Source organism: Geodermatophilus sp. SYSU D01119 (genome assembly GCF_054049975.1).
On the sequence record NZ_JBJGYL010000015.1, the window covers coordinates 18,154 to 42,433 of the forward strand.

A 24,280-nucleotide genomic window follows, 5' to 3' on the forward strand; every position below is an offset into this window, starting at 1 on the left:
CCGCAGGATAGTGGCGCCCCCTAGGGTCGCAGGGGACGTGTCCGCCGCTCAGAGCGCGGGTCCGCCCGGTCGGGCGACCTGCGGGGAGGCCTCCCTTGGTCGACTACACGAAGCGCCCGAAGGCGCAGCCGCCGCAGCCGGAGACCCCTCCGGCGCCGCCGCAGCCGCCGCCGCACCAGCCCCCGCCGCAGGGCCAGCCGCCGTACGGGGGTCAGCCGCAGGGCCAGCCGCCGTACCAGGGGCAGCCCCCGTACCCGCCGCAGGGCCAGCCCCCGTACGGCCAACCGCCGCAGCCCGGCTACGGGCCGCCGCCCGGTGGCTACCCGCCGCCGCAGGGCCACCCGCAGGGGGGCTACCCGCCGCCGCAGCCCGGCTACGGGCCGCCGCAGGGGTACCCGCCGCCGCAGGACCCGTACGGGCAGCAGCAGGGCTACCCGCCCCCGCAGCAGGGCCAGCAGCCCCCGGCCCAGCCGGGCGGGGTGAACATGAACAAGGTGTCGCTGACGAAGTCGGCGCCGTCGGTCTCGCTCACCAAGACGGCCGGCACCACGGGCATCCTGCGCGTCAACCTCAACTGGAACTCCAGGCCCGGGGGCGGCGGCGGGGGCGGCGGCTTCCTCAAGCGGCTCGCCTCGGCGGCCGGCGGCGGGGCGATCGACCTCGACCTCGGCTGCCTCTACGAGTACGCCGACGGCTCGAAGGGCGTCATCCAGGCCCTCGGCAACGCCTTCCGCGGGCAGCACACGATGGGCAACGGCGAGTCGATCGTCTGGCTCGACGGCGACGACCGCTCCGGCTCCAACAGCGGCGGCGAGAACCTGCTGGTCAACCTGCAGCACACGCAGCTGATCCGCCGGATCCTCGTGTTCGCGCTCATCTACGAGGGCGTGCCGAACTGGGGTCAGGCCGACGCCGTCGTCACGATGTTCCCGGCCAACGGGCCGCAGATCGAGGTGCGCCTCGACGAGCACGACCCGCGCGCCCGCATCTGCGCGATCGCGATGCTGGAGAACCGGGGCGGGGAGCTCGTCGTCAACCGCGAGGTGCGCTACGTGCACGGCGGCCAGGACGTGCTCGACCGCACCTACGGCTGGGGCATGGACTGGACGCCCGGCCGCAAGTGAGCCGCTGAGGCCCCGCTCCTGGGGCCGTTCCCGTCCTCCGGGGGTCCTGCGGGACCCCCGGAGGACGAGGAACATCCCGGGGGCGACCGGTTCACCAGCCGCGGGCGCGCCACTCCGGCAGCGAGGGGCGCTCGGCGCCCAGCGTCGTGTCGCTGCCGTGGCCGGGGTAGACCCACGTGTCGTCGGGCAGGACGGCGAACAGCCGCTGCTCGACGTCGTCGATCAGGCTGGCGAACCGCTCCGGGTCCTGCTGGGTGTTGCCGACGCCGCCCGGGAACAGGCTGTCGCCGGTGAACACGTGCGTGCCCGCGTCCCCGCCGCGCCAGACGAGCGCGATGCTGCCCGGCGTGTGCCCGCGCAGGTGCACCACCTCGAGCACCTGCTCGCCGACCGCCACGGTGTCGCCGTGCGCGACCGTCCGGTCGACGGCCACCGGCAGGTCGCCGGCGTCGGCGGCGTGCGCCACCGTCGTCGCCCTGGTGGCGGCGACGACGTCGGGCAGCGCGCGGTGGTGGTCCCAGTGCCCGTGGGTGGTGACGACGGTGCGCAGGTCGGCGTCGCCGATCAGCGCGCGCAGCGTCTCCGGCTCGGCGGCGGCGTCGACGAGCAGCGCCTGCCCCGTGGCGGTGTCCTGCAGCAGGTAGGCGTTGTTGGCCATCTCGCTGACCGCGACCTTGCTGATGGTCAGGCCGGGCAGCTCCCGCACGTCGGCCGGGCCGCCCACCTCGACGTCGCCGGTGTAGCTCATCGGGCCTCCGTTCGAGAAGTGTCGGCGACCGCGGATACGGTCGCCCCATGGACGCTAGCGGAGCTCCGGGCGGCGCCCGGCTCGTCGGCCTGCCCGCCTCCGTTCTCGCCGCGGGCGTGCGCTCCGGGCAGCTGTCCGCCGTCGACGTGGTGCGCGCCCACCTCGTCCACCTCGCCGACGCCGAGCCCCGGATCGGCGCGTTCCGCGTGGTCCGCGCGGAGGCGGCGCTCGCCGAGGCGGTCGCGGTCGACGCCCACCCGCGCCGGGGCACGCTGCCCCTGGCCGGCGTCCCGGTCGCGGTGAAGGACAACGTCGCGGTGGCCGGCGAGGTGGCCACCGACGGCTGCGCCGCCACCTCCGCCGGCCCGGCCGCCGCCGACCACGAGGTCGTCGCCCGGCTGCGCGCCGCGGGCGCCGTCGTCGTCGGGATCACCCGCGTCCCCGAGCTGTGCCTCTACGCCGCCACCGACGGCCCGGGCACGGTCACCCGCAACCCGTGGGACACCGCCCGCTCGCCGGCCGGCAGCTCCGGGGGCGCCGCCGCCGCGGTCGCCGCGGGCGTCGTCCCGCTGGCGCACGGCAACGACGGCATGGGCTCGCTGCGGCTGCCCGCCGCGGCGTGCGGCCTGGTGACGCTCAAGCCCGGCCGTGGCGTGCTGCCCGGCGGGATCGGCGCCGACGACTGGTCGGGCATGGCCGTCAACGGGGTCCTCGCCACCACGGTCGACGACGTCGCGCTGGGCACGGCCGTCCTGGCGGGGGAGACCTCGGCGCTCGACTGGACGGGGCCGTCCGACCCGGGCCGGCCGCTGCGGATCGCCGTCGCGCGGCGCTCCCCGGTGCCCGGCGCACGCCCCGACGGGCCCGCGCGGGCGGCGGTCGAGCGGACGGCCCGGCTGCTGCGCGGCGCCGGCCACGTCGTCGTCGAGCGGGACCCGGTGATCCCGCCCGGGGCCGCACTGGGCGGCATCGCCCGCTGGCTGGCCGGCGCAGAGGACGACGCCGCCTTCCTGGGCCTCGACCGCGCGGCCCTGCAGCCGCGCAGCCGCACGCACGCCCGGCTGGGCCGGCTGGTGCGGCGGGCCGGGCTGGTGCGGCCGCGGACGGCCGAGCGGTTCCGCGAGCGGACGGCGGCGTTCTTCGCCGACGACGACCTCGACGTGCTGCTCACGCCGATCACCAACGGCCCGCCGCTGCCCGCCCGGCCCTGGCACGAGCGCGGGTTCCTGGCCAACGTCACGGCCAACTCCCGCTGGGCGCCGTGGGCCGCGCCGTGGAACCTGGCCGGTGTCCCGGCGGTCGTGCTGCCTGCGGGGACGCGCCCCGAGGGGCACCCGCTGGCGGTCCAGCTCGTGGGCCCCCCGGGCAGCGAGACGCGACTACTCTGGCTGGCCGGGGAGCTGGAACGCCGGCAGCCCTGGCGCCGTCACGCGCCGGTCTTCGACCCCGCCGGAGCACCGTCCCCGGCTCCCGTCTGAGCTGCTGTTCCCGGCGGCAACGTCGCCACCGTCACGGATTGCGCACGGGCGGACACGGCGTTGCCCGTATCGACATCTCGACACCACCCCGCAGGGCCCGGCGAGACCGGCCGGCCCGGCTGACCGACAGGGATCACATTGGACCGTCTCGTCGTCCGCGGCGCCCGTGAGCACAACCTCAAGGACGTCCACCTCGACCTGCCCCGCGACGCCCTGATCGTCTTCACCGGGCTGTCGGGGTCGGGCAAGTCGAGCCTCGCCTTCGACACCATCTTCGCCGAGGGCCAGCGGCGCTACGTCGAGTCGCTGTCGGCCTACGCCCGCCAGTTCCTCGGCCAGATGGACAAGCCCGACGTCGACTTCATCGAGGGCCTCTCGCCCGCGGTGTCGATCGACCAGAAGTCGACCAACCGCAACCCGCGGTCGACCGTCGGCACGATCACCGAGGTCTACGACTACCTCCGGCTGCTCTACGCCCGCGCCGGCCAGCCGCACTGCCCCAACTGCGGCAAGCCGATCGCCCGGCAGACGCCGCAGCAGATCGTCGACCAGGTGCTCGCCATGGAGGAGGGCACCCGCTTCCAGGTGCTCGCGCCGGTCGTGCGCGCGCGCAAGGGCGAGTACGTCGACCTCTTCAGCTCCCTGCAGACCCAGGGCTTCTCCCGCGTCCGGGTCGACGGCACCGTGCACCCGCTGACCGAGCCGCCGAAGCTCAAGAAGCAGGAGAAGCACACGATCGAGGTGATCGTCGACCGGCTGACCGTCAAGGAGAGCGCCAAGCGCCGGCTCACCGACTCGGTGGAGACCGCGCTGGGCCTGGCCGGCGGCCTCGTCGTCCTCGACTTCGTCGACCTCCCCGAGGGCGACCCGGAGCGCGAGCGCACCTTCTCCGAGCACCTCGCCTGCGTCGACGACGGCCTGTCCTTCGAGGCGCTCGAGCCGCGCAGCTTCTCGTTCAACTCGCCGTTCGGCGCCTGCCCCGAGTGCACCGGCATCGGCACCCGCAAGGAGGTCGACCCCGACCTCGTCGTGCCCGACCCGGAGAAGAGCCTGGCGCAGGGCGCCGTCGCCCCGTGGGCCGGCTCGATGAGCAACGAGTACTTCCAGCGGCTGCTGTCGGGCCTGGCCGACCAGATGGGCTTCTCCATGGACACCCCGTGGGAGAAGCTGCCCGCCAAGGTGCACAAGGCCGTCCTGCACGGCGCGCCCGACCAGGTGCACGTGCGCTACAAGAACCGCTACGGCCGCGAGCGCAGCTACTACGCGGCGTTCGAGGGCGTGCTGCCCTTCCTCGAGCGGCGGCACGAGGACACCGACAGCGACTACATGCGGGACAAGTACGAGGGCTACATGCGCGACGTGCCCTGTCCCGTCTGCCACGGCACCCGGCTCAAGCCGGAGATCCTCGCCGTCAAGCTCAGCGGGCGCTCGATCGCCGAGGTCACCGGCCTGTCGATCGGCGAGGCCGCCGACTGGCTGGGCGCCCTCGAGCTGGGCGAGCGCGAGCGGGCCATCGCCGACCGCGTGCTCAAGGAGATCCAGGCGCGGCTGTCCTTCCTGGTCGACGTCGGCCTGGACTACCTGTCCCTCGACCGGCCGGCGGCGACGCTCGCCGGTGGCGAGGCGCAGCGGATCCGGCTGGCCACGCAGATCGGCTCGGGCCTGGTGGGCGTGCTCTACGTCCTCGACGAGCCGTCGATCGGGCTGCACCAGCGCGACAACACGCGGCTGATCGAGACGCTCGTGCGGCTGCGCGACATGGGCAACACGCTGATCGTCGTCGAGCACGACGAGGACACGATCAAGACCGCCGACTGGGTGGTCGACATCGGCCCCGGTGCCGGTGAGCACGGCGGCGAGGTGATCGTCAGCGGCACGGTCGACGAGCTGCTGGCCAGCGAGCGGTCGCTGACCGGGCAGTACCTGTCGGGCCGGATGGAGATCACCGTCCCGAAGGTGCGCCGGCAGCCGCAGCCCGGCCGCGAGCTGGTCGTCAAGGGCGCCCGCGAGCACAACCTCAAGGGCGTCGACGTGACGTTCCCGCTGGGCATGCTCGTCGCCGTCACCGGGGTGTCCGGCTCGGGCAAGTCCAGCCTGGTCAACGACATCCTCTACACGGTGCTGGCCAACGAGCTGAACCGGGCGCGGATGGTGCCGGGCCGGCACCGGACGGTCACCGGGCTCGAGCACCTCGACAAGGTCGTGCACGTCGACCAGTCGCCGATCGGCCGCACCCCGCGGTCGAACCCGGCCACCTACACCGGCGTGTGGGACCAGATCCGCAAGCTGTTCGCGCAGACATCGGAGGCGAAGATCCGCGGCTACCAGCCGGGCCGCTTCTCCTTCAACGTCAAGGGCGGGCGCTGCGAGGCGTGCTCCGGCGACGGCACGCTGAAGATCGAGATGAACTTCCTGCCGGACGTGTACGTCCCGTGCGAGGTGTGCAAGGGCGCCCGGTTCAACCGGGAGACGCTCGAGGTGCACTACAAGGGCAGGACGGTCGCCGAGGTGCTCGACATGCCGATCGAGGAGGCCGCCGACTTCTTCGCGGCGATCCCGTCGATCGCGCGGTACCTGCGCACGCTGACCGACGTCGGCCTGGGCTACGTGCGGCTCGGCCAGCCGGCCACCACGCTGTCCGGCGGCGAGGCGCAGCGCGTGAAGCTCGCCAGCGAGCTGCAGAAGCGGTCCAACGGCCGCAGCGTGTACGTGCTCGACGAGCCGACCACCGGTCTGCACTTCGAGGACATCCGCAAGCTGCTGATGGTGCTGCAGGGCCTGGTCGACAAGGGCAACTCGGTGATCGTCATCGAGCACAACCTCGACGTCATCAAGAGCGCCGACTGGCTGATCGACATGGGTCCCGAGGGCGGGTTCCGCGGCGGCACGGTGGTGGCCGAGGGGCCGCCGGAGTTCGTGGCGTCGATCCCCGAGTCGCACACCGGCCGCTACCTGGTGCCGATGCTCGACGCGGCGGCGATCGAGGCCGCGGCGGCCGGGCCGAAGAAGCGGGCCACGCGCAAGCGCGCCAGCTGACCGGAGCCCCGGGGATGCGCATCGGCGAGGTGCGGGTCGACGCCGTCGCGGACGGGACGTTCGTCGCCCGCCCGAGCTACTTCGGTGCCGACGTGCCGGCCGGTGCGCACCCCGAGGTCTTCGACCGCGACGGCGCCGCGTGGCTGCCGATCGGCTGCTTCGTGGTGCGCACCGGGAGCCGGGTGGTCCTGGTCGACGCCGGGCTCGGGCCGGAGGTGCAGCAGCTGCCCGACCGGATGCTGCTCGCCGGCGGGCAACTCCTCACCGGCCTGCGGGCGCTCGGCGTGCGGCCCGGCGACGTCACCGACGTGGTGTGCACGCACCTGCACGCCGACCACGTCGGCTGGCTGTTCGGGCTCGACGCCGAGCCGGTCTTCGGCGGCGCGACGATCTGGTCCGGCGCCGGCGACCGGGCGCACTTCGTCGACGGCCCGGGGGAGATGGCCGGGCACGTCCGCGACGGTTTCCGGCGGTGGGCCGGGACGCCGCGGCTCCGTGAGCTGTCCGAGGACGCCGCCGTCGCACCGGGTGTCTCGGCCCTGCTGACGCCGGGGCACACGCCGGGCCACCTGTCCGTCGCGGTGACCGCCGGCGACGACCGGCTGCTGCTCCTCGGCGACGCCATCACCTGCCCCGTGCAGCTCGCCGAGCCGGGGTGGCGCTCGATGGGGGACGTCGACCCCGGCGTCGCGGCGCGTACCCGGCAGCGGCTGTGGCAGGCGTTGGCCGGCCCGCGGACCGCGGGCGTGGGCGCGCACTTCCCGCTGCTCGCGGAGGGCCGGGTCGACGCCGAGCGGCGGTGGACGCCGGCCGGCTGACGCCCCGCCCGGTCAGCTCCTCCGGCGGCTGATGACGACGCCGCCCGCCACCGCACCGGCGACGGCGACCGCTCCGACGCCGGGCAGCAGCCAGCCGGGGGTGCCGCCGTCCTCGGCTGCCTCGTCGGCCGCTCGGTCGGCCGCCTCCGTCCGCTCCGCGGGAGGCGTGGCCGCGCTCGGCTCGGCGCTCCCGGGAGTCGGCGTGGTGCCGGTCGGGGCCGGCGCCGGGGTGGGCGAGGGCGTCACCGCCACCGGTGGCGCGTGCTCGAAGGCGAAGGTGCCGTCGAGGGCGTGGCCGTCGTCGGACACGGCCGACCAGGTGACGGTGTGCCGCCCGGCCGCGGTGAGCGTGACCGGTGCGGTGAGGACGGCGCCGTCGTGGGCGACCGGTCCGGTGCCGACCGGGGAGCCGTCGGGCCCGGTGACGGTCACGTCGCCGCCGAGGACGCTCGCGTTGAACGTCAGGGTGACCGCCTGCGGCGTGGTGCTGACGGTGCTGTCGGCGGCGGAGTCGGTGGTCCGTAGACCCGTGTGCGCGGAGGCGGTGCCGGGCGCGAGCAGCAGCAGCCCGAGCCCGAGCAGCAGGACGGCGGCCAGCCGCGGGAGCACGGGAGCGGGACGGGCGGCGAGCGGTGGCACGGGATCTCCAGGTCTGCAGGCGTCACGTCCTTGGTCGTCCGCGGCGCCCCCGGGGTTCCCGTGCTGCCTCAGAAGGGCGGCGGATCCGTGCTCGCGGTGAGTCCGCTGGGGGTGGTGACGGTGAGGGTGCCGTCGGGCTGCAACGTGTGGGTCCAGCCGGGGGCCTGGTGCTTGCCGCGGTGGTGGCCGGTGCAGAAGCCGGTGAGGTTGGCGGCGGAGGTGGCGCCGAGCGGCCAGGGGGTGCCGTGGTCGAGTTCGCCCTTTCTCGGCACGGGGCGGCGGCAGCTGGGAAGGCGGCAGCGGCGGTCGCGGGCGCGGACGTGCCGGTCGAGAGCGGCGCCGGGCCGGTAGCCGTCGGTCTCCCCGGGTGCGGCGAGGCCGGTGCCGGCGCGGGCGGTGCGGCGCAGCTCCGGCAGGTCGGTGAGGCTGAGCAGGGCGCCGGTGAGAGCGTCGGTGACCGCGATCCGCGGCCGGTCGGCGAGCCCGCCGCCCGTGGTGCGATCGAGGAGGTCCGCCAGGTCCAGGCGGGTGTCGTCGGTGGCCGCTGCCAGTGCGTCCAGGGCGTCGGCCGCCGCGGTCACGCGGCCGGCCGGACCGTCCGCCCAGGCGCCCTCATCGCTCGCGTCGGCGCGCTCGGCGGTGGCCACCAGGCGGCGGGCGTGGCCGACCGCCTGCTCGGCGGTGAGCAGGGCGGTGCCGGCGGCGGTCACCGCGTCGTCAGCGCGCGCCCACCACCCGTCGGGCACGGGTTGGGGTGCCGGCGGGGTGCCGGGCCGGGGACCGGCCGGGTCGCCGAGGTCGAGGTCGAGGTCGCCGCACGGTGGTGACCAGCCGGGCGGTGGCCAGGGGTCGTCGTCGAAGGCCGGGTCGAGGCCGGCGTAGAGCTCACCGGTGGCGACGCGGCGCTCGATCTGCGCCCACCAGGCGGCATCGGCCTCCATCTCGGTGACGTGCTGGGCGATGGCGGCGTCGCTCAGGCCGCGCAGCGGGTCCTCGCCCTTGACGAGGCTGACGCCGGCGGTGCCAGGGATCGCGGTGCCGGAAGTGCCGGTGCCGGCGGTCGTCGGCTCCTGGGGTGCGGTGTCGTCAGCGGGAGTGACGGCGTCCCGTTTGGTGTCCGCGCCGGTTGTCCCGGCGCCGGCAGGCGCGGTGTCGGAGGGGGCGGCGTCCTCGGCGGCGGTGCTGGCGGTCGCGGTGCCGGCGGTTGCGGCCTCGCCGGTCGCGGTGCCGTCGGTCGCGGCCTCATCGGTTGCGGTGCCCCCGGCGGATGCCGTGCTGTCCTCGGCGGCGGTCTCCTCGGTGACCGTGACGCGGACGCCGGTGAGGGCGGCGAGCAGGGCGCGCACCACTTCGGCGGGGACGACCTGGCCGTCGATCTCGCACGGCTGGTCCCCACCGAGCAGCGCCCCGACCGGCGCCACGACGGTGAGCACCACCTGGACCGGGGACAGCCCGTTCTGCCCGGGCCGCAGCACCAGGTCGAGCAGCGCGTCGGCCATCTTCTGCCCGCGGGTGCGCCCGTCGTCGGGCAGCGCGTCGGCGTACGCGCCGAGCGCGGCCATCAGCGCGGCGGCCTCCGGGGTGGTCAGCAGCGCGGTGACCACGGCCATCCCGTCGCAGCTGTCGGGGCGGCAGGACAGCCCGCGCCGCGTGACCGCCCGCGCCAGGTCGTCGGCCGCGGAGCGGGCCTTCCGCTCGAGCACCTCGCGGCGGGCCTTGTCCCGCAGCTGCGCCGGCGTGCACACCGTCCCCCGCCGAGACGCCCAGGCCAGCAGGTCCCGCTCCAGCGCGGCCCGCACGGTGTCGTCGGCGACCGGGGCGACGTGGTCGACCAGCGCGCTCACGTGACCGGCGTGCACCGCCCCGGTCTCCAGCGCGGCGAGGGTGGCCGGCAGCCGGTGCACCAGGGTCAGCGACCGCACCAGCAGCGCCTCGGCCGCGGTCGCGGTCAGCGACAGCGCCACGCACAGCTCCTGGGCGGCCCACTCGCTCACCGACCGCAGCAGCTCCGGCCGCACCGCCCACCGCTCGGCCGCCATCGCACCCCGCGTGCCCTGCGGCCGATCGGCCGACGCCGGACGCGACAGCGCGAACGCCGCCACCGCCCGGTAGCGCAGCGCCGACTGCCGCGACACCTCACGATCGGCGGCCTGCACCAGCCCCAGCGGACCCCGCGCCCACCCGACCGGCGGCGCGGGCGCCGCGGCGGTCAGCACGTCGTCCACACCCCGCAACCTACGGGCCACCACCGACAGGAACCGCAGGTCAGAAGCGGTGGACCGTCACCCGATCAGGTGACGCGGCGGGAGGTCACCCACCCGGGTGGACCGTCACGGTCGCGTCACCGGAGCCGCGGAACGGACGGATCCGGTGCACCCTGAGGACGTGACCCCGGACCGAACAGCCATCGCGGCCGGTACCCGTCTCGTCTGCGGCCGGCCGCGGTCCTGCTGGCCGCGTCGGATGCACCCCGACGCCGCCGCCGACGCCCTGCACGCCGTCGAGGTGCACCGCAGCTCCGAGGAGCTGCTCGGCGAGCCCGAGGTGGCGCTGTGCGGCGTCATCGTCGCCGTCCACGACGAGCCGTGGCCGCCGGACACCGCCGAGCGCTGCCCGGAGTGCGACCGCCTCACGGGGTGAAGCGGTACCCCATCCCCGGCTCCGTGCGCAGGTAGCGCGGCGCCGACGGGTCCGGTTCGAGCTTGCGGCGCAGCTGGTTGAGGTAGACCCGCAGGTAGTGCGTCTCCCGCTCGTACGCCGGCCCCCACACCGACTGCAGCAGCTGCCGCTGGCCCACCAGCCGCCCGGGTGAGCGCACCAGCTCGGCCAGCAGCGCCCACTCCGTCGGCGTGAGCCGCACCGGGACGCCGTCCACCGTGACCTGCTTCGCCGCGAGGTCGACGGTGAAGGCGTCGGTGACGACGACCGGCTCGTCAGGCCCCGCGGACCCGCGCCGCAGCAGCGCCCGCAGCCGGGCCAGCAGCTCGCCCATGTCGAAGGGCTTGGTCACGTAGTCGTCGGCGCCGGCGTCGAGCGCGCGCACCTTGTCGGTGCTGTCCGCCCGCGCCGAGAGCACCAGCACCGGCCCGGCGAACCACGGCCGCAGGCCGGCCAGCACCTCGGTGCCGTCGAGGTCGGGCAGCCCCAGGTCCAGCACGACGACGTCGGGGTGCACCGACGCCGCCTCCCGCAGCGCCGCCGCGCCGTCGGAGGCCAGCACCACCTCGTGGCCGGCCGCGCGCAGGGTGATCCGCAGGGCGCGCGCGAGCTGGGGGTCGTCGTCGACGACGAGCACGCGGCTCACGCGGGGACCGGCGCCGGCAGGGGGACGGCAGCCGCCGGCAGCGACACCACCATCGTCAGCCCGCCGCCGGGGGTGTCCTCGGCGACCAGCGTGCCGCCCATCGCCTCGGTCAGCCCCCGGGCGACGGCGAGGCCGAGGCCCACGCCCTGCCCGCGCGGGGAGTCGCCCAGTCGCTGGAACGGCGCGAACACCCGCTCCCGGTCGGCCGCCGGCACGCCGGGCCCGCGGTCGGCGACGCGCAGCTCCACCCGGTCGCCGAGCGCGTCGGCGCGCAGGGTCACCGGCCCGGTCGGGGCGTGCCGCACCGCGTTCCCGGCCAGGTTGGCCACCACCCGCTCGAGCAGCCCGGGGTCGGCGAGCGCGGGCGGCAGGTCGGCCGGCCACCCGCAGGTCACCCGAGACCGGTCCTCCAGCTCGTCCAGCGCGCGGGCGACGACGGCGGGCAGGTCGGTCGGCGAGAGCGCCGGGCTCACCACGCCGGCCTGCAGGCGGCTCATGTCGAGCAGGTCGTCGACGAGCGCGGTCAGCCGGTCGGCCGACTCGTCCACCGTCTCCACCAGCTCCGCGCGGTCGTCGTCGGTGAGCGCCAGCCCGCTGCGCAGCGCCGACGACGCCGCCTTGATCCCCGCGAGCGGCGTCCGCAGGTCGTGGCTCACCGCGGTGAGCAGCGCCCGGCGCATCCCGTCGCCCGCTGCCAGCCGGTCGGCCTCGGCCGCCTGCGCGGCGAGCCGGCCCTGCTGCAGCGCCACCGCCGCCTGCTCGGCGACGGCGACCAGCAGCCGCCGGTCGGCCGCGGGCAGTACCCGCCCGCACCAGCGCAGCACGAGCCCGTCGGTGACGGCGACCTCGTCGACGGCGGTCCCCTCCGGCCGGCCGCAGGTGCCCACCACCGAGCCCCGCTCGACCATCGTCACCGACGCCAGCCCGAAGCCCTCGCGGATCCGCTCGAGCAGCGAGGGCAGGTCGCCGTCGCCCTCCAGCACCGCCCGCGACAGCGACGCGAGCATCGCCGTCTCCGCGCGGGAGCGCGCCGCCGCCGTCGCCCGCCGCGCGGAGCGGTCCACGACCGTGGCCACCGCGACCGCGACGACGAGGCCGCCGCCGAGGGCGAGCACGTCGTCGGGGCTGGAGACGGTCAGCCGGCCGGTGGGGGAGACGAAGAACCAGTTCTCCGCGAGCCCGCCGAGCACCGCCGCGGCCAGGGCCGGCCACAGCCCGCCGACCAGGGCCACCGCCAGCACCAGCAGCAGGAAGGCGAGCAGCACCAGCGGCAGGGACACCGCGGCCCCGGCGGCCAGGCACAGCGCGGTCAGGGCCGGCACGCCCAGCAGGGCCAGCGCCGCGCCCAGCCACCGGCGGCGCGCGGTGAGCGCCCCGGTCAACGGCGGCAGTCGCCAGCCGCGGGACCCGGCGGCGGCGTGGGGGACGATGTGGACGTCGATGTCGCCGGCGTCGGTGACCACCGACCCGCCGATGCCGCGGCGCAGCGCCCGCGCCCACCGCGAGCGCCGCGAGGTGCCGACGACGAGCTGCGTGGCGTCGGCACCGCGGGCGAACTCCAGCAGCGCCGCCGCCACGTCGTCGCCGACCACCTGGTGCCAGCTGCCGCCGAGGCTCTCGGTGAGCTCCCGCAGCCCGCGCAGCGCCGTCGGGGAGGCGCCGGCGAGCCCGTCGGTGGCGACGACGTGCACGGCGAGCAGCTCCCCGCCCGAGCGGCGCGCCACCCGCGCGGCCCGGCGCACCAGCGTCTCGCTCTCCGGCCCGCCGGTGAGCGCGACGACGACCCGCTCGCGGGCCTCCCACACGGCGTCGATGGCGTGCTCGGCGCGGTAGCGGCGCAGGCCCTCGTCGACCCGGTCAGCCAGCCAGAGCAGCGCGAGCTCCCGCAGCGCCGTCAGGTTGCCGACCCGGAAGTAGTTGCCGAGCGCCGCGTCGACCCGCTCGGCCGGGTAGACGTTGCCGTGCGCCATGCGCCGCCGCAGCGCCTCCGGGGACATGTCGACCAGCTCCACCTGGTCGGCCCGGCGCACCACCTCGTCGGGCACCGTCTCCTGCTGCACGACGCCGGTGATGGACGCGACGACGTCGGTGAGGCTCTCCAGGTGCTGCACGTTCACCGTGCTCAGCACGCCGATCCCGGCGGCCAGCAGCTCCTCGACGTCCTGCCAGCGCTTCTCGTGCCGCGAGCCGGGCGCGTTGGTGTGCGCCAGCTCGTCGACGACGACCACCCCCGGACGGCGGGCGAGCACCGCGTCGACGTCGAGCTCCTCGAGCACGACGCCGCGGTGTGCCACCTGCCGCCGGGGCAGCACCTCCAGCCCCTCGAGCTGCTCGGCGGTGCGCGGCCGGCCGTGCGTCTCGACCAGCCCGACGACGACGTCGGCACCGCGCGCGGCCCGGCGGTGCGCCTCGCCGAGCACGGCGAAGGTCTTGCCCACGCCGGGCGCCGCGCCGAGGTAGACCCGCAACGTCCCGCGACCCACGCCGCCCATGATCACCCTCCTCGGGCGCCGGGTGGCGCCGCGCGGCGTCAGGAACGCGTCAAGACCCTGGGATGCTGCCCCGCGTGACCCGGGCGAGCGAGGACTCCAACCGGCGGATGCTGCGGGCGCGCGACGAGATGGACCGCTGCTACGCCGAACCGCTCGACGTCCCCACCCTGGCGCGGATCGCGCACGTGACCGAGGCGCACTTCATCCGCACGTTCAAGGCCACCTTCGGCGAGACGCCCAACCGCTACCTGCAGCGGCGCCGCGTCGAGCGGGCGATGTTCCTGCTGCGCACCACCGACCGCAGCGTCACCGACGTCTGCATGGCCGTCGGCTTCGCCAGCCTCGGCACGTTCAGCCGGGTGTTCGCGGAGGTCGTGGGGGAGCCGCCGAGCGTGTACCGGCGGCGCGGCCCGCTGGCGCCGGTGCCGAGCTGCTTCGGCATGCGCTGGCTGCGCCCGAGCGGGAAGCCGAGCGAGAGGACAGCAGTTCCGGAGAAGCCCGGCGACGACGCCCGCCCCTAGCGTCTCGCGCATGCTGAACACCATCTCGATCACCTCCCTCTACGTCCTCGACCAGGACCAGGCGCTGGACTTCTACGTCGGCAAGCTCGGCTTCCAGGTGCAGACCGACCAGCGGTTCGGGCCGATGCGCTTCCTCACCGTCGCGCTGCCCAGCGACCCCGGCCACGCCGTGCTGCTCGAGCTGCCCGCCCCGCCGTCGGTCAGCCCGGAGATCGCCGAGACCGTGCGCGACCTGGTCACCAAGGGCGCCGGCGGCGGGCACCTGTTCTTCACCACCGACGACGCGCACAAGACCCACGCCACGCTCAAGGAGCGGGGCGTCGACCTGCCCGAGGAGCCGGTGGTGCAGCCGTACGGCATCGACTTCGGCCTGCGCGACCCGTTCGGCAACTCCGTGCGCATCGCGCAGATGACGCCGCCGCCCGGCGCCTGAGGCCCGCCGGCCGGGCCCGTCAGGAACCCGTCAAGGTCCGCGGGCCCGGCCGTCAAGGAGCCGTCAAGGAACGGCGGTCCCCCTCCGGCGCGCTCCTAGCGTCGCCGCCCGGTGCGGACGACGACGGGTCGTCCGCTCGGACCGGATCGAGGGATCGACGTCGTGGGCGACGTGCTCTACATCGCGCTGACACTGGCCGTCTTCGGCCTGCTGGCGCTGACGCTGCGCGGACTGGAGCGCAGGTGACCGGGGCCGGGGTGGAGGTCTGGATCGGCCTGGCCGTGGCGGCCGGGCTGGTCCTCTACCTGCTCGCCGCCCTGCTCTTCCCGGAGCGGTTCTGATGAGCGCTCCGCTCCTCGGGGACACGGCGGCCGGCTGGCTGCAGGTGGCGCTGCTGGTCGCGGCCCTGGCGGTGACGTACCGGCCCCTGGGCGACTGGATGGCCCGGGCGTTCACCAGCGAGACGCACGGGCGGGCCGAGCGGCTGGTGTACCGGGCGGTGGGGGTGGACCCCGCCGGCGAGCAGCGCTGGCCCGTGTACGCGCGCAGCGTGCTGACCTTCTCCGCCGTGGGCGTGCTCCTCCTCTACGGCCTGCAGCGGCTGCAGGCGCTGCTCCCGCTGGACAACGGGAGAGCGGCGGTCGAGCCGTCGTCGGCGTGGAACACCGCGGTCAGCTTCGTGACCAACACGAACTGGCAGGGCTACTCCGGCGAGTCGACCATGGGCCATCTGGTCCAGATGGCCGGGCTGGCGGTGCAGAACTTCGTGTCGGCCGCCGTGGGCATCGCCGTCGCGGTCGCCCTGGTCCGCGGCTTCGCCCGCACCCGCACCGACCGGCTCGGCAACGCCTGGGTCGACATCACCCGCGCGATCGGCCGCGTGCTGCTGCCCCTGTCGGTGGTGGGCGCGCTGGTGCTCGTGCTCGGCGGGGTCGTGCAGAACCTGTCGGCGGGCACCGAGGCGACGACGCTCGCCGGCGCGACCCAGTACCTCCCCGGCGGCCCGGTCGCCTCCCAGGAGGTCATCAAGGAGCTCGGCACCAACGGTGGCGGCTTCTACAACGCCAACTCCGCGCACCCCTTCGAGGGCCCGAGCGCCTGGATCTCCCACTTCCAGGTGTTCCTGATCCTGCTGATCCCCTTCGCGCTGCCGCGCACCTTCGGCCGGATGGTCGGCGACCGCAGGCAGGGGCTCGCGATCCTGGGCGTCATGGGCGGGCTCGCCGCCACCTCGGTCGCCCTCACCAGCTGGGCGCAGGCCCGAGCGGGTGGCGCGGCCCTGCAGCTGGCGGGTGCCGCCGCCGAGGGGCAGGAGGTGCGCTTCGGCGGGCCGCTGTCCGCGCTGTTCGGCGCGGCCACCACGCTGACCTCCACCGGCGCGGTCAACTCGATGCACGACTCGTACACGCCGGCCGGCGGCGGGCTGGTGCTGTTCAACATGATGCTGGGCGAGATCGCGCCCGGCGGGGTCGGTTCGGGCCTCTACGGCATGCTCGTGCTCGCCGTCGTCGCGGTGTTCGTCGCCGGGCTCATGGTCGGGCGCACGCCGGAGTACCTCGGCAAGGAGCTCGGCCGCCGCGAGATGACCCTCGCCTCGCTCCACGTCCTCGTCACGCCGGCGGTCGTGCTCGTCGGCACCGCCGTCGCCATGGGCGCCGACGCCGGCCGCGCCGGGATGCTCAACACCGGGCCGCACGGCCTCACCGAGGTCCTCTACGCCTTCACCTCGGCCGGCAACAACAACGGCTCGGCGTTCGCCGGGCTGTCGGCGAACACGCCCTTCTACGACACCGCCCTGGGCCTGGCGATGGCGTTCGGCCGCTTCCTGCCGATCCTCCTCGTCCTCGCGCTGGCCGGCCGGCTCGCCGCCCAGGGCCGCACCCCGGTCACCGCCGGGACGCTGCCGACGCACAAACCGCTGTTCGTCGGCCTGCTCGCCGTCACCGTGCTCGTGGTCGTGGGCCTCACCTACTTCCCCGCCCTGTCCCTGGGGCCCCTCGCAGAAGGACTGTCATGACCGGCGCACTCACGGACACCGCACCGGACCGCGCGCCGGTCTCGCCCCCCGGCCCGCGGCCGCCGCGGCGCTCCCGGATCGCGTGGGGACCCGCCCTGGCCGGGGCGCTGCGCAAGCTGGACCCGCGGGCCCTCGTGCGCCAGCCCGTCGTGTTCGTCGTGTGGGTCGGCTCGGTGTTCTCCACCGTCCTGGCCGTCGCCGACCCCTCGGTGTTCGGCTGGCTGGTCGCCGCGTGGCTGTGGCTCACCGTGCTGTTCGCCAACGGCGCCGAGGCGGTCGCCGAGGGCCGCGGCAAGGCCCAGGCGGCCACGCTGCGCCGGGCCCGCACCACCGCCGTCGCGCACCTGCTCGACGGCACGGAGGTGGCCGCGGCCGACCTGCGTCCCGGCATGCGCGTGGTCGTCACCGCGGGGCAGGTCGTCCCCGGCGACGGCGACGTCGTCGAGGGGATCGCCAGCGTCGACGAGTCGGCCATCACCGGCGAGTCCGCGCCGGTCATCCGCGAGTCCGGCGGCGACCGCTCGGCGGTCACCGGCGGCACCACGGTGCTGTCGGACCGGATCGTCGTGGAGATCACCAGCCGGCCGGGGGAGACCTTCGTCGACCGGATGATCGCCCTGGTCGAGGGCGCGCAGCGGCAGCGGACGCCGAACGAGATCGCGCTCGACGTCCTGCTCAGCGCGCTGACCATCGCCTTCCTGCTCGCCGTCGTCACCCTGCAGCCGCTGGCGCTGTGGTCCGGCGCCGGGCAGTCGGTCACGGTGCTCATCGCGCTCGTCGTCTGCCTGATCCCGACGACGATCGGGGCGCTGCTGTCGGCCATCGGCATCGCCGGCATGGACCGGCTGGTGCAGCGCAACGTGCTGGCGATGAGCGGGCGCGCGGTCGAGGCCGCCGGCGACGTGAACACCCTGCTGCTCGACAAGACCGGCACCATCACGCTCGGCAACCGGCAGGCGGCGGAGTTCGTCCCCGTGCGCGGGGTGTCCGAGCAGGACATGGCCGACGCCGCCCGGCTCGCCTCGCTGGCCGACGAGACCCCCGAGGGCCGCAGCGTCGTCGTCCTGGCGGCGCCCCTCCTGGCAGGGACCCGGTACGGGCTGCCCGGCCGCGACGACCTGCCGGGCGCGGTGTTCGTGCCGTTCACCGCGCAGACCCGGATGAGCGGCGTGGACCTCCCCGGCGGCCGGCAGCTGCGCAAGGGCGCGGCCGGCGCGGTGACCGGGTGGGTGCGCGCGCTCGGCGGCGTCGTGCCGCCCGAGGTCGGCGAGGTCGTCGACGGCGTCTCCGCCTCCGGCGGCACCCCGCTCGTCCTGGCCGAGGACCGCCCCGGCGGCGCCCGCGTGCTCGGCGTCATCCACCTCAAGGACGTCGTCAAGGACGGCATGCGCGAGCGGTTCGCCGAGCTGCGCCGGATGGGGATCCGCACGGTGATGGTCACCGGCGACAACGAGCGCACCGCCCGGGCGATCGCCGAGGAGGCCGGCATCGACGACGTCCTCGCCGAGGCCACCCCCGAGGACAAGCTGGCCCTGATCAAGCGGGAGCAGGAGGGCGGCCGGCTGGTCGCGATGACCGGCGACGGCACCAACGACGCCCCCGCGCTCGCCCAGGCCGACGTCGGCGTCGCGATGAACACCGGGACGACGGCGGCCAAGGAGGCCGGCAACATGGTCGACCTCGACTCCGACCCGACGAAGCTCGTCGAGATCGTCGAGATCGGCAAGCAGCTGCTCATCACCCGCGGCTCGCTGACCACGTTCTCCATCGCCAACGACCTGGCGAAGTACTTCGCGATCATCCCGGCGATGTTCGCGGGGACCTTCCCGGGCCTCGACGCGCTCAACGTCATGCGGCTGGCCTCGCCGGAGTCGGCGATCCTCTCCGCCGTCGTGTTCAACGCGCTCGTCATCGTCGCGCTCGTGCCGCTGGCGCTGCGCGGCGTCCGGTACCGGCCGGCCTCGGCCGAGGCGGTCCTGCGCCGCAACCTGCTGGTCTACGGCGTCGGCGGCGTGGTCGCCCCGTTCGCCGGGATCAAGCTCGTCGACCTGCTCGTCTCCCTCCTCCCCGGGATCGCCTGATGTCCGCCCGCTCCGTCTCCCGGCTCCGCTCCGGCCGCCAGCTGCTGGCCGCCGTCCGTGCCCTGCTCGTCGCCACGGTCGTCCTCGGCCTGGCCTACCCCCTGCTCGTCACCGGCCTCGCGCAGCTGGTCGCCCCCGGCCGCGCCGGCGGGTCGCTCGTGACCGTCGACGGCGAGGTCGTCGGCTCCGCGCTCGTGGGGCAGGCGACCACCGACGCCGACGGCGACCCGCTGCCGCAGTACTTCCGGACCCGTCCCTCGGCGTCCGGGTACGACGGCGCCGCCTCCGGCGGGTCCAACCTCGGCCCGAACGCGCCCGAGCTGGTCGCGCAGGTGCGGGAGCGGCGCGCCGCGGTGGCCGCGTTCGAGGGCGTCGACCCGGCCGACGTGCCGCCCGACGCCCTGACCGCCTCCGCCTCCGGCCTCGACCCCGACATCTCGCCGGAGTACGCCGCGATCCAGGTGCGGCGGGTCGCCGAGGCGCGCGGCGTCCCGGAGGAGGAGGTGCGGGCGCTGGTCGACGACGCCACCGCCGGCCGCGACCTGGGCGTCATCGGGGCGCCGCACGTGCGCGTCCTCGCGCTCAACCTCGCGTTGGACCGGGAGTTCGGCCGGGTCTAGCGTCCGGTGTGACCGACGCCACCGCCCCGAGGGGAGGCCGCCGTGCCGCTCAGCCGGAGGTCGTTCCTCGCCGGGGCGGTGGCCGCCCCGGCGCTGGCGGCGGCCACCGGGGCGCTGGGCGGCTGCGCGGGCACGGTGGTGCAGCCCGGTGACCTGTCCCGGCTGCGGCTCATGGCGCCGGCCAGCCCCGGCGGCGGCTGGGACACCACCGCCCGCGTGCTGCAGCGGGTCATCCAGAGCAGCGGCCTGGCCCGCAACGTGCAGGTGTTCAACGTGGAGGGCGCAGGCGGGACCATCGGCCTCGGGCAGCTGTCACGGGAGACCGACGACGCGCTGCTCATGATGATGGGCCTGGTCATGGTGGGCGCCGTCGACACCAACGACTCCGCCACCCGCCTCACCGACGTCACGCCGATCGCCCGGCTCATCGGCGAGACCGAGCTGATCGTGGCGCCGCCCGACGCGCCCTACACCGACATCCAGGGCTTCGTGGAGGCCTGGGCGGCCGACCCGGCCGGCACCCCGATCGCCGGCGGCTCGGCCGGCGGCACCGACCAGATCCTCGCCGGCCTGCTGGCCCGGGCCGCCGGCATCGACCCCGCCCAGGTCAACTACATCGCCTACTCCGGCGGCGGCGAGTCGCTGGCCGCCCTCCTCGGCGGGCAGGTGGCCGCCGGCATCTCCGGCACCGCCGACTACGGCGAGCAGGTGCGCAACGGCGACCTGGTCGGCCTCGCGGTGTCGACGGCCGAGCGCTCCCAGCAGGTGCCCGACGTCCCCACGCTGGTCGAGTCCGGCTTCGACGTCGAGGTCGACAACTGGCGCGGCCTCATGGCCCGGCCCGGCATGTCCGCGGGCGCCCGCGAGGACCTCATCGCCCTCGTCCAGGACACCCACGACACCGAGGAGTGGGCGCAGGCGCTGGAGGACAACGGCTGGGAGGACCTGCTGCTGACCGGCGACGAGTACGGCGAGTTCCTCGCCGAGGAGGAGCAGCGGGTGCTGGCGATCCTGCGCGAGATCGGGCTGGTCCGGTGAGTGTGTCGCCCGACCCGGACGTCTCGACCACCGACGCCACCGGCTCGCACGCCGCGGCCGAGCACCGGCACCCGCCGCGCCCGCGCACCGGGATCAGCCGCGGCGAGCTGGCCATGGTGGTGCTGCTCGGCGCCCTGGGTCTCTACCTGCTGCTCGACGCCGCGAACATCGCCGTCCCGGGCTCGGCGAACACCATCGGCCCGCGCTTCTTCCCCTACCTGGTCGGCTGCGTCGTGCTGGCCACCGCGCTGGCCCTCGGGTTCCGGGTCCTGCGCGGCGACCGCGGGCCCTCCGACGAGAGCGAGGACGTCGACCCCGACGCCCCGACGTCGTGGGCGAACGTCGGCGTCGTCGCCGTCGCCTTCCTCGCCCACGCGCTGCTCATCAACGTCATCGGCTGGCCGCTCGCGGTGACGCTGATGTTCGCGCTGGTGGCCTGGGCGCTCGGTGCCCGCGGCGTCGTCCGGCCGCTGCTCACCGGCGGGGTGCTGTCGGTCGTCGTCTGGCTCGTGTTCGTCAAGGCGCTCGACGTCGCGCTCCCCGGCGGGATCCTCCTCGAGCTCGCGACGGACTGGTTCTGATGGGGGCCCTCGGCGACCTGGCCGGCGGTCTCGCCGACGCCCTCGCCCCGGTCAACCTGCTCTTCGCCCTCCTGGGCGTGGTGCTCGGGACGGCGGTCGGCGTGCTCCCCGGCATCGGCCCGGCCATGACCGTCGCGCTGCTGCTGCCGATCACCTACGCGCTCGAGCCGACGGCGGCGCTCATCCTGTTCGCCGGCATCTACTACGGCGGCATGTACGGCGGGTCGACGACGTCGATCCTGCTCAACACCCCCGGCGAGTCCAGCTCGATCATGACCGCGCTCGAGGGCAACGCGATGGCCAAGTCCGGCCGCGGGGCCGCGGCGCTGGCCACCGCCGCACTCGGCTCGTTCGTCGCCGGCACGATCGCCACGCTGCTGCTGGCCCTCGTCGCGCCGACCGTCGTCGACCTGGTCATCGGCATCACCGCCGCCGACTACTTCGCCCTCACCGTGCTGGCCTTCGTCGCGGTGGCCACCGTGCTCGGCTCCTCGCCGCTGCGCGGGCTGGCCTCCCTCGGCGTCGGCCTGTACCTCGGCCTCGTCGGCACCGACGTGCTCACCGGGCAGGAGCGGTTCACCCTCGGCATCCCGCAACTCGCAGACGGCATCGACGTCGTCGTGGTCGCCGTCGCGCTGTTCGCCGTGGGGGAGGCGCTGTACGTGGCGTCCCGGCTGCGCCGCGGGCCGGTGCAGGTGATGGCCGCCTCCGGGCCGTGGTTCACCCGCCGCGACCTGCGCCGCTCGGTGGGCCCGTGGCTGCGCGGCACGGCGCTGGGCTTCCCGCTGGGCGCGCTGCCCGCCGGCGGCGCCGAGATCCCGACGTTCCTCTCCTACGCCACCGAGCGGAAGCTCACCAAGCACCCCGAGGAGTTCGGCCGCGGCGCCATCGAGGGCGTCGCCGGGCCGGAGGCGGCCAACAACGCCGCGGCCGCGGGCGTGCTGGTGCCGCTGCTCACCCTCGGCCTGCCCACCTCGGCCACCGCGGCGATCATCCTGGTCGCGTTCCAGAGCTACGGCATCCAGCCGGGGCCCACGCTGCTGTCCACCGAGTCCACCCTCGTCTGGACGCTCATCGCCGCGCTGCTCGTCGGCAACCTCATGCTGCTGGTGCTCAACCTGCCGCTCGCGCGGGTGTGGGTGCAGCTGCTGCGCGTCCCGCGGCCCTACCTCTACGCCGGGATCCTGCTGTTCGCCTCGCTCGGCTGCTACGCGGTCAACGCCGACCCGCTCGACCTGGTGCTGCTGCTGGTGCTCGGCCTGCTCGGCTTCGCCATGCGCCGCTACGGGTGGCCGGTCGCGCCGGCGATCGTCGGGCTGATCCTCGGCCCGGTCGCCGAGACGAACCTGCGGCGCGCGCTGGCCATCAGCAGCGGCGACCTGGGCGTGCTGCTCGACACCTGGTTCAGCCGCATCGTGCTCGGCCTGTCGCTGGTGGCCCTCGTCGTGCCGATCGTGCTGCGGGCGGTGCGCGGCCGGCGGGCCACCCCGGAGGAGGTCCAGGCGGGGGAGGGCCTGCGTCACCGCGAGAGCGTCGGCGCGGGCCCCGGTGAGGAGGAACGGTGACCCAGCAGCAGCCGGTGGTCGTGGTGGGCCACGTCCCCACCCCGCGCGGGCGGGCCGCGCTCGACCACGCCCTCGCCGAGGCGGAGCGGCGCGGCGCGCGGCTGGTGGTGGTCAACAGCAGCCGCGGCGACGCCCTCGTCGACGAGGAGTACCTGCAGGGCGACCCACTGCGCCGGCTGCACGACGAGCTCACCGTCTCCGGCGTCCCGTTCGAGCTGCGCCAGCCGATCGGCCGCGACGTCGCCGAGGAGCTCGCCGACGCCGTCGCCGAGACCGCCGCGGAGGTGCTGGTCATCGGGCTGCGCCGGCGCAGCGCCGTCGGGAAGCTGCTCATGGGCAGCGCCGCGCAGCGGATCCTGCTCACCGTCGACTGCCCGGTCCTCGCCGTGAAGGGCCCGCCCGCGACCACCACTTGAGCGGAACCGGCCCCGCGCCGTATCGTCCGTGTGACGGACGTCACGCCGTCGGTCCGGCGTGGCGGTGCCTCGACGAGGGAGACGCCCATGAGCGCGCTCACGCCCGACTGCGACCCCGACCTCGCGCACTGCGGCCAGCCACGGTCCGGGCACGGCCTGACGTCCACGCTCGTCCTCGTCGGCCTGGTGACCCTCGGCGCCCTCGCCGTCACCGGCGGGGCGGTGCCCGGCGTGGTGGCCGTCCTGGCCGGCGGTGTCGGGGCGATGGCGGCGGTCGCGCTCACCGCACGGGTCGTCCGCCTCGGACAGCGCGCCGTCGCCGCCGTGCGCCTGCCCGCGCTGCACCGGTCACGCCCCGTCGGCTGACCCGTCCCCTGGCGCCCGGCCCGCCCGGGCGGCAGGGTGCGGTGCGTGACCGCACCCACCCACGTCGAGGCGGCCGACGGCGTCCGGCTCGCCGAGCGCCGCTGGACCCCCGACGGCGAGGTCCGCGCCGTGCTGCAGGTCGTCCACGGCCTGTCCGAGCACGCCGGCCGCTACGAGCGCCTCGCCGCCGCCCTCACCGCCCGGGGCATCGCCGTCGGCGCGCTCGACCAGCGCGGCCACGGGCTCACCGCCGCCTCCACCGGGAAGGGCGGCTTCGGGCCCGGGGCCACCAGCGCCGCCGTCCTCGACGACGTCCGCGACCTCGGCCGCCGGCTGGCCGCCGACCACCCGGGCGTCCCGCGGTTCCTGCTCGGCCACTCGCTGGGGTCGGTCGTGGCGCTGGCCTCGGCCGAGCAGGACGGCGAGCAGGAGGAGCTCGACGGCCTGGTGCTCAGTGGCCCGATCGGCGTCGCACCGCACCTCGCCGCGGCGGCCGAGCAGCTCGAGGCCGCCGTCGCCGCCGGGATGGGGGAGCAGCCGATGGACGCCCTCGGCGCCTTCAACGCGCCGTTCGAGCCCGCCCGCACCCCCTACGACTGGCTCACCCGCGACCCGGCCGAGGTGGACGCCTACCTCGCCGACCCGCTGTGCGGCGACGACGTGCCGCCCACGTACGCCTACGGCGCCGCGATGTTCGCCCTGGCCGCCCGGGCGGCGAGCGAGGAGGCCGTGGCCGAGCTGCCCGCCGGCCTGCCGGTGCTGCTGCTGGCCGGGCAGCGCGACCCGGTGGGCGGCGAGGACGCCGCCCAGGTGGTCGCGCTCGCCGGCCTGCTGCGCGACCGCGGGCTGCCCGTGGACCTGCGCGTCTACCCCGACGCCCGGCACGAGGTGTTCAACGAGACCAACCGCGACGAGGTGACCGCCGACCTGCTCGCCTGGCTCGAGGCCCGCGTGTCCTGAGCGGGAGGAGCCGAATCACACCGGTGGAGTTCCCCGGCAGACC

23 protein-coding genes are annotated in these 24,280 nt (G+C 75.6%); 18 read left to right on the forward strand and 5 right to left on the reverse strand.

Translation table 11 applies throughout. From position 1 onward, the window contains the following. The first annotated feature begins 95 nt into the window (after positions 1-95). Positions 96-1,124 carry a TerD family protein gene (locus tag ACI79X_RS13225; RefSeq protein ID WP_457025864.1) on the forward strand — a complete coding sequence of 343 codons (1,029 nt, stop codon included), beginning with the start codon at positions 96-98 and terminating at the stop codon, positions 1,122-1,124. Between the two features lie 91 nt (positions 1,125-1,215). On the opposite strand, the gene ACI79X_RS13230 is transcribed toward ACI79X_RS13225, so the two are convergent. Beyond that, positions 1,216-1,872 (reverse strand): MBL fold metallo-hydrolase, encoded by a 657-nt coding sequence (locus tag ACI79X_RS13230; RefSeq protein ID WP_457025865.1) that lies wholly within the window; start codon positions 1,870-1,872, stop codon positions 1,216-1,218. A 47-nt stretch (positions 1,873-1,919) separates the two neighbouring features. On the opposite strand from ACI79X_RS13230, the gene ACI79X_RS13235 reads away from it, so the two are divergent. From ACI79X_RS13235 to ACI79X_RS13245, 3 genes are all read left to right on the forward strand, one after another. Next, positions 1,920-3,350 carry an amidase gene (locus ACI79X_RS13235; protein WP_457025866.1) on the forward strand — a complete coding sequence of 477 codons (1,431 nt, stop codon included), beginning with the start codon at positions 1,920-1,922 and terminating at the stop codon, positions 3,348-3,350. Between the two features lie 138 nt (positions 3,351-3,488). After that, positions 3,489-6,386, forward strand: coding sequence for an excinuclease ABC subunit UvrA (uvrA, locus tag ACI79X_RS13240; RefSeq protein WP_457025867.1), 2,898 nt, complete (start codon positions 3,489-3,491; stop codon positions 6,384-6,386). A gap of 14 nt (positions 6,387-6,400) precedes the next feature. After that, positions 6,401-7,204 carry an MBL fold metallo-hydrolase gene (locus tag ACI79X_RS13245; protein ID WP_457025868.1) on the forward strand — a complete coding sequence of 268 codons (804 nt, stop codon included), beginning with the start codon at positions 6,401-6,403 and terminating at the stop codon, positions 7,202-7,204. Between the two features lie 12 nt (positions 7,205-7,216). On the opposite strand, the gene ACI79X_RS13250 is transcribed toward ACI79X_RS13245, so the two are convergent. Next, a complete protein-coding gene (locus ACI79X_RS13250) occupies positions 7,217-7,843 on the reverse strand; it encodes a copper resistance CopC family protein (RefSeq protein WP_457025869.1) in 627 nt (208 codons plus the stop codon). 68 nt (positions 7,844-7,911) lie between these two features. Then, positions 7,912-10,068 (reverse strand): DUF222 domain-containing protein, encoded by a 2,157-nt coding sequence (locus ACI79X_RS13255; RefSeq protein ID WP_457025870.1) that lies wholly within the window; start codon positions 10,066-10,068, stop codon positions 7,912-7,914. Positions 10,069-10,228: 160 nt separating this feature from the next. Here ACI79X_RS13255 and ACI79X_RS13260 point away from each other — a divergent pair, with 160 nt between their 5' ends. Continuing rightward, the gene (locus ACI79X_RS13260) at positions 10,229-10,483 is read left to right on the forward strand and encodes a hypothetical protein (protein WP_457025871.1); all 255 of its coding nucleotides are present in this window, start codon (positions 10,229-10,231) and stop codon (positions 10,481-10,483) included. On the opposite strand, the gene ACI79X_RS13265 is transcribed toward ACI79X_RS13260, so the two are convergent. Further along, the gene (locus ACI79X_RS13265) at positions 10,473-11,147 is read right to left on the reverse strand and encodes a response regulator (RefSeq protein ID WP_457025872.1); all 675 of its coding nucleotides are present in this window, start codon (positions 11,145-11,147) and stop codon (positions 10,473-10,475) included. The genes ACI79X_RS13260 and ACI79X_RS13265 overlap by 11 nt on opposite strands. Then, entirely contained in the window at positions 11,144-13,639 is a 2,496-nt protein-coding gene (locus tag ACI79X_RS13270) for an ATP-binding protein (RefSeq protein ID WP_457025873.1), read from the reverse strand. The genes ACI79X_RS13265 and ACI79X_RS13270 overlap by 4 nt, the downstream gene beginning before the upstream one ends. Before the next feature lie 74 nt (positions 13,640-13,713). On the opposite strand from ACI79X_RS13270, the gene ACI79X_RS13275 reads away from it, so the two are divergent. The 13 genes from ACI79X_RS13275 (at position 13,714) to ACI79X_RS13335 (ending at position 24,237) form a co-directional block, all read left to right on the forward strand. After that, the gene (locus ACI79X_RS13275) at positions 13,714-14,160 is read left to right on the forward strand and encodes a helix-turn-helix domain-containing protein (protein WP_457025874.1); all 447 of its coding nucleotides are present in this window, start codon (positions 13,714-13,716) and stop codon (positions 14,158-14,160) included. Between the two features lie 10 nt (positions 14,161-14,170). After that, complete coding sequence (locus ACI79X_RS13280) at positions 14,171-14,593, forward strand: VOC family protein (protein WP_457025875.1); 423 nt, start codon at positions 14,171-14,173, stop codon at positions 14,591-14,593. A 111-nt stretch (positions 14,594-14,704) separates the two neighbouring features. Then, positions 14,705-14,839, forward strand: coding sequence for a hypothetical protein (locus ACI79X_RS13285; protein ID WP_457025876.1), 135 nt, complete (start codon positions 14,705-14,707; stop codon positions 14,837-14,839). Then, positions 14,836-14,934, forward strand: a complete 99-nt coding sequence (gene kdpF / locus ACI79X_RS13290; protein WP_457025877.1) for a K(+)-transporting ATPase subunit F — start codon at positions 14,836-14,838, stop codon at positions 14,932-14,934. Before ACI79X_RS13285 ends, kdpF begins: the two co-directional genes overlap by 4 nt. Next, complete coding sequence (kdpA, locus tag ACI79X_RS13295; protein WP_457025878.1) at positions 14,934-16,610, forward strand: potassium-transporting ATPase subunit KdpA; 1,677 nt, start codon at positions 14,934-14,936, stop codon at positions 16,608-16,610. Before kdpF ends, kdpA begins: the two co-directional genes overlap by 1 nt. Further along, positions 16,607-18,691, forward strand: coding sequence for a potassium-transporting ATPase subunit KdpB (gene kdpB, locus ACI79X_RS13300; protein WP_457025879.1), 2,085 nt, complete (start codon positions 16,607-16,609; stop codon positions 18,689-18,691). The genes kdpA and kdpB overlap by 4 nt, the downstream gene beginning before the upstream one ends. Then, positions 18,691-19,311 carry a potassium-transporting ATPase subunit KdpC gene (gene kdpC, locus ACI79X_RS13305; protein WP_457025880.1) on the forward strand — a complete coding sequence of 207 codons (621 nt, stop codon included), beginning with the start codon at positions 18,691-18,693 and terminating at the stop codon, positions 19,309-19,311. Before kdpB ends, kdpC begins: the two co-directional genes overlap by 1 nt. Positions 19,312-19,353: 42 nt before the next feature. Beyond that, the gene (locus ACI79X_RS13310) at positions 19,354-20,349 is read left to right on the forward strand and encodes a Bug family tripartite tricarboxylate transporter substrate binding protein (RefSeq protein WP_457025881.1); all 996 of its coding nucleotides are present in this window, start codon (positions 19,354-19,356) and stop codon (positions 20,347-20,349) included. After that, positions 20,346-20,930, forward strand: coding sequence for a tripartite tricarboxylate transporter TctB family protein (locus ACI79X_RS13315; protein WP_457025882.1), 585 nt, complete (start codon positions 20,346-20,348; stop codon positions 20,928-20,930). Before ACI79X_RS13310 ends, ACI79X_RS13315 begins: the two co-directional genes overlap by 4 nt. Then, entirely contained in the window at positions 20,930-22,495 is a 1,566-nt protein-coding gene (locus ACI79X_RS13320) for a tripartite tricarboxylate transporter permease (protein ID WP_457025883.1), read from the forward strand. Before ACI79X_RS13315 ends, ACI79X_RS13320 begins: the two co-directional genes overlap by 1 nt. Continuing rightward, the gene (locus ACI79X_RS13325) at positions 22,492-22,911 is read left to right on the forward strand and encodes a universal stress protein (protein WP_457025884.1); all 420 of its coding nucleotides are present in this window, start codon (positions 22,492-22,494) and stop codon (positions 22,909-22,911) included. The genes ACI79X_RS13320 and ACI79X_RS13325 overlap by 4 nt, the downstream gene beginning before the upstream one ends. 87 nt (positions 22,912-22,998) lie before the next feature. Beyond that, positions 22,999-23,277, forward strand: coding sequence for a hypothetical protein (locus ACI79X_RS13330; RefSeq protein WP_457025885.1), 279 nt, complete (start codon positions 22,999-23,001; stop codon positions 23,275-23,277). 45 nt (positions 23,278-23,322) lie between these two features. Beyond that, a complete protein-coding gene (locus ACI79X_RS13335; protein WP_457025886.1) occupies positions 23,323-24,237 on the forward strand; it encodes an alpha/beta fold hydrolase in 915 nt (304 codons plus the stop codon). Positions 24,238-24,280: the final 43 nt, after the last annotated feature.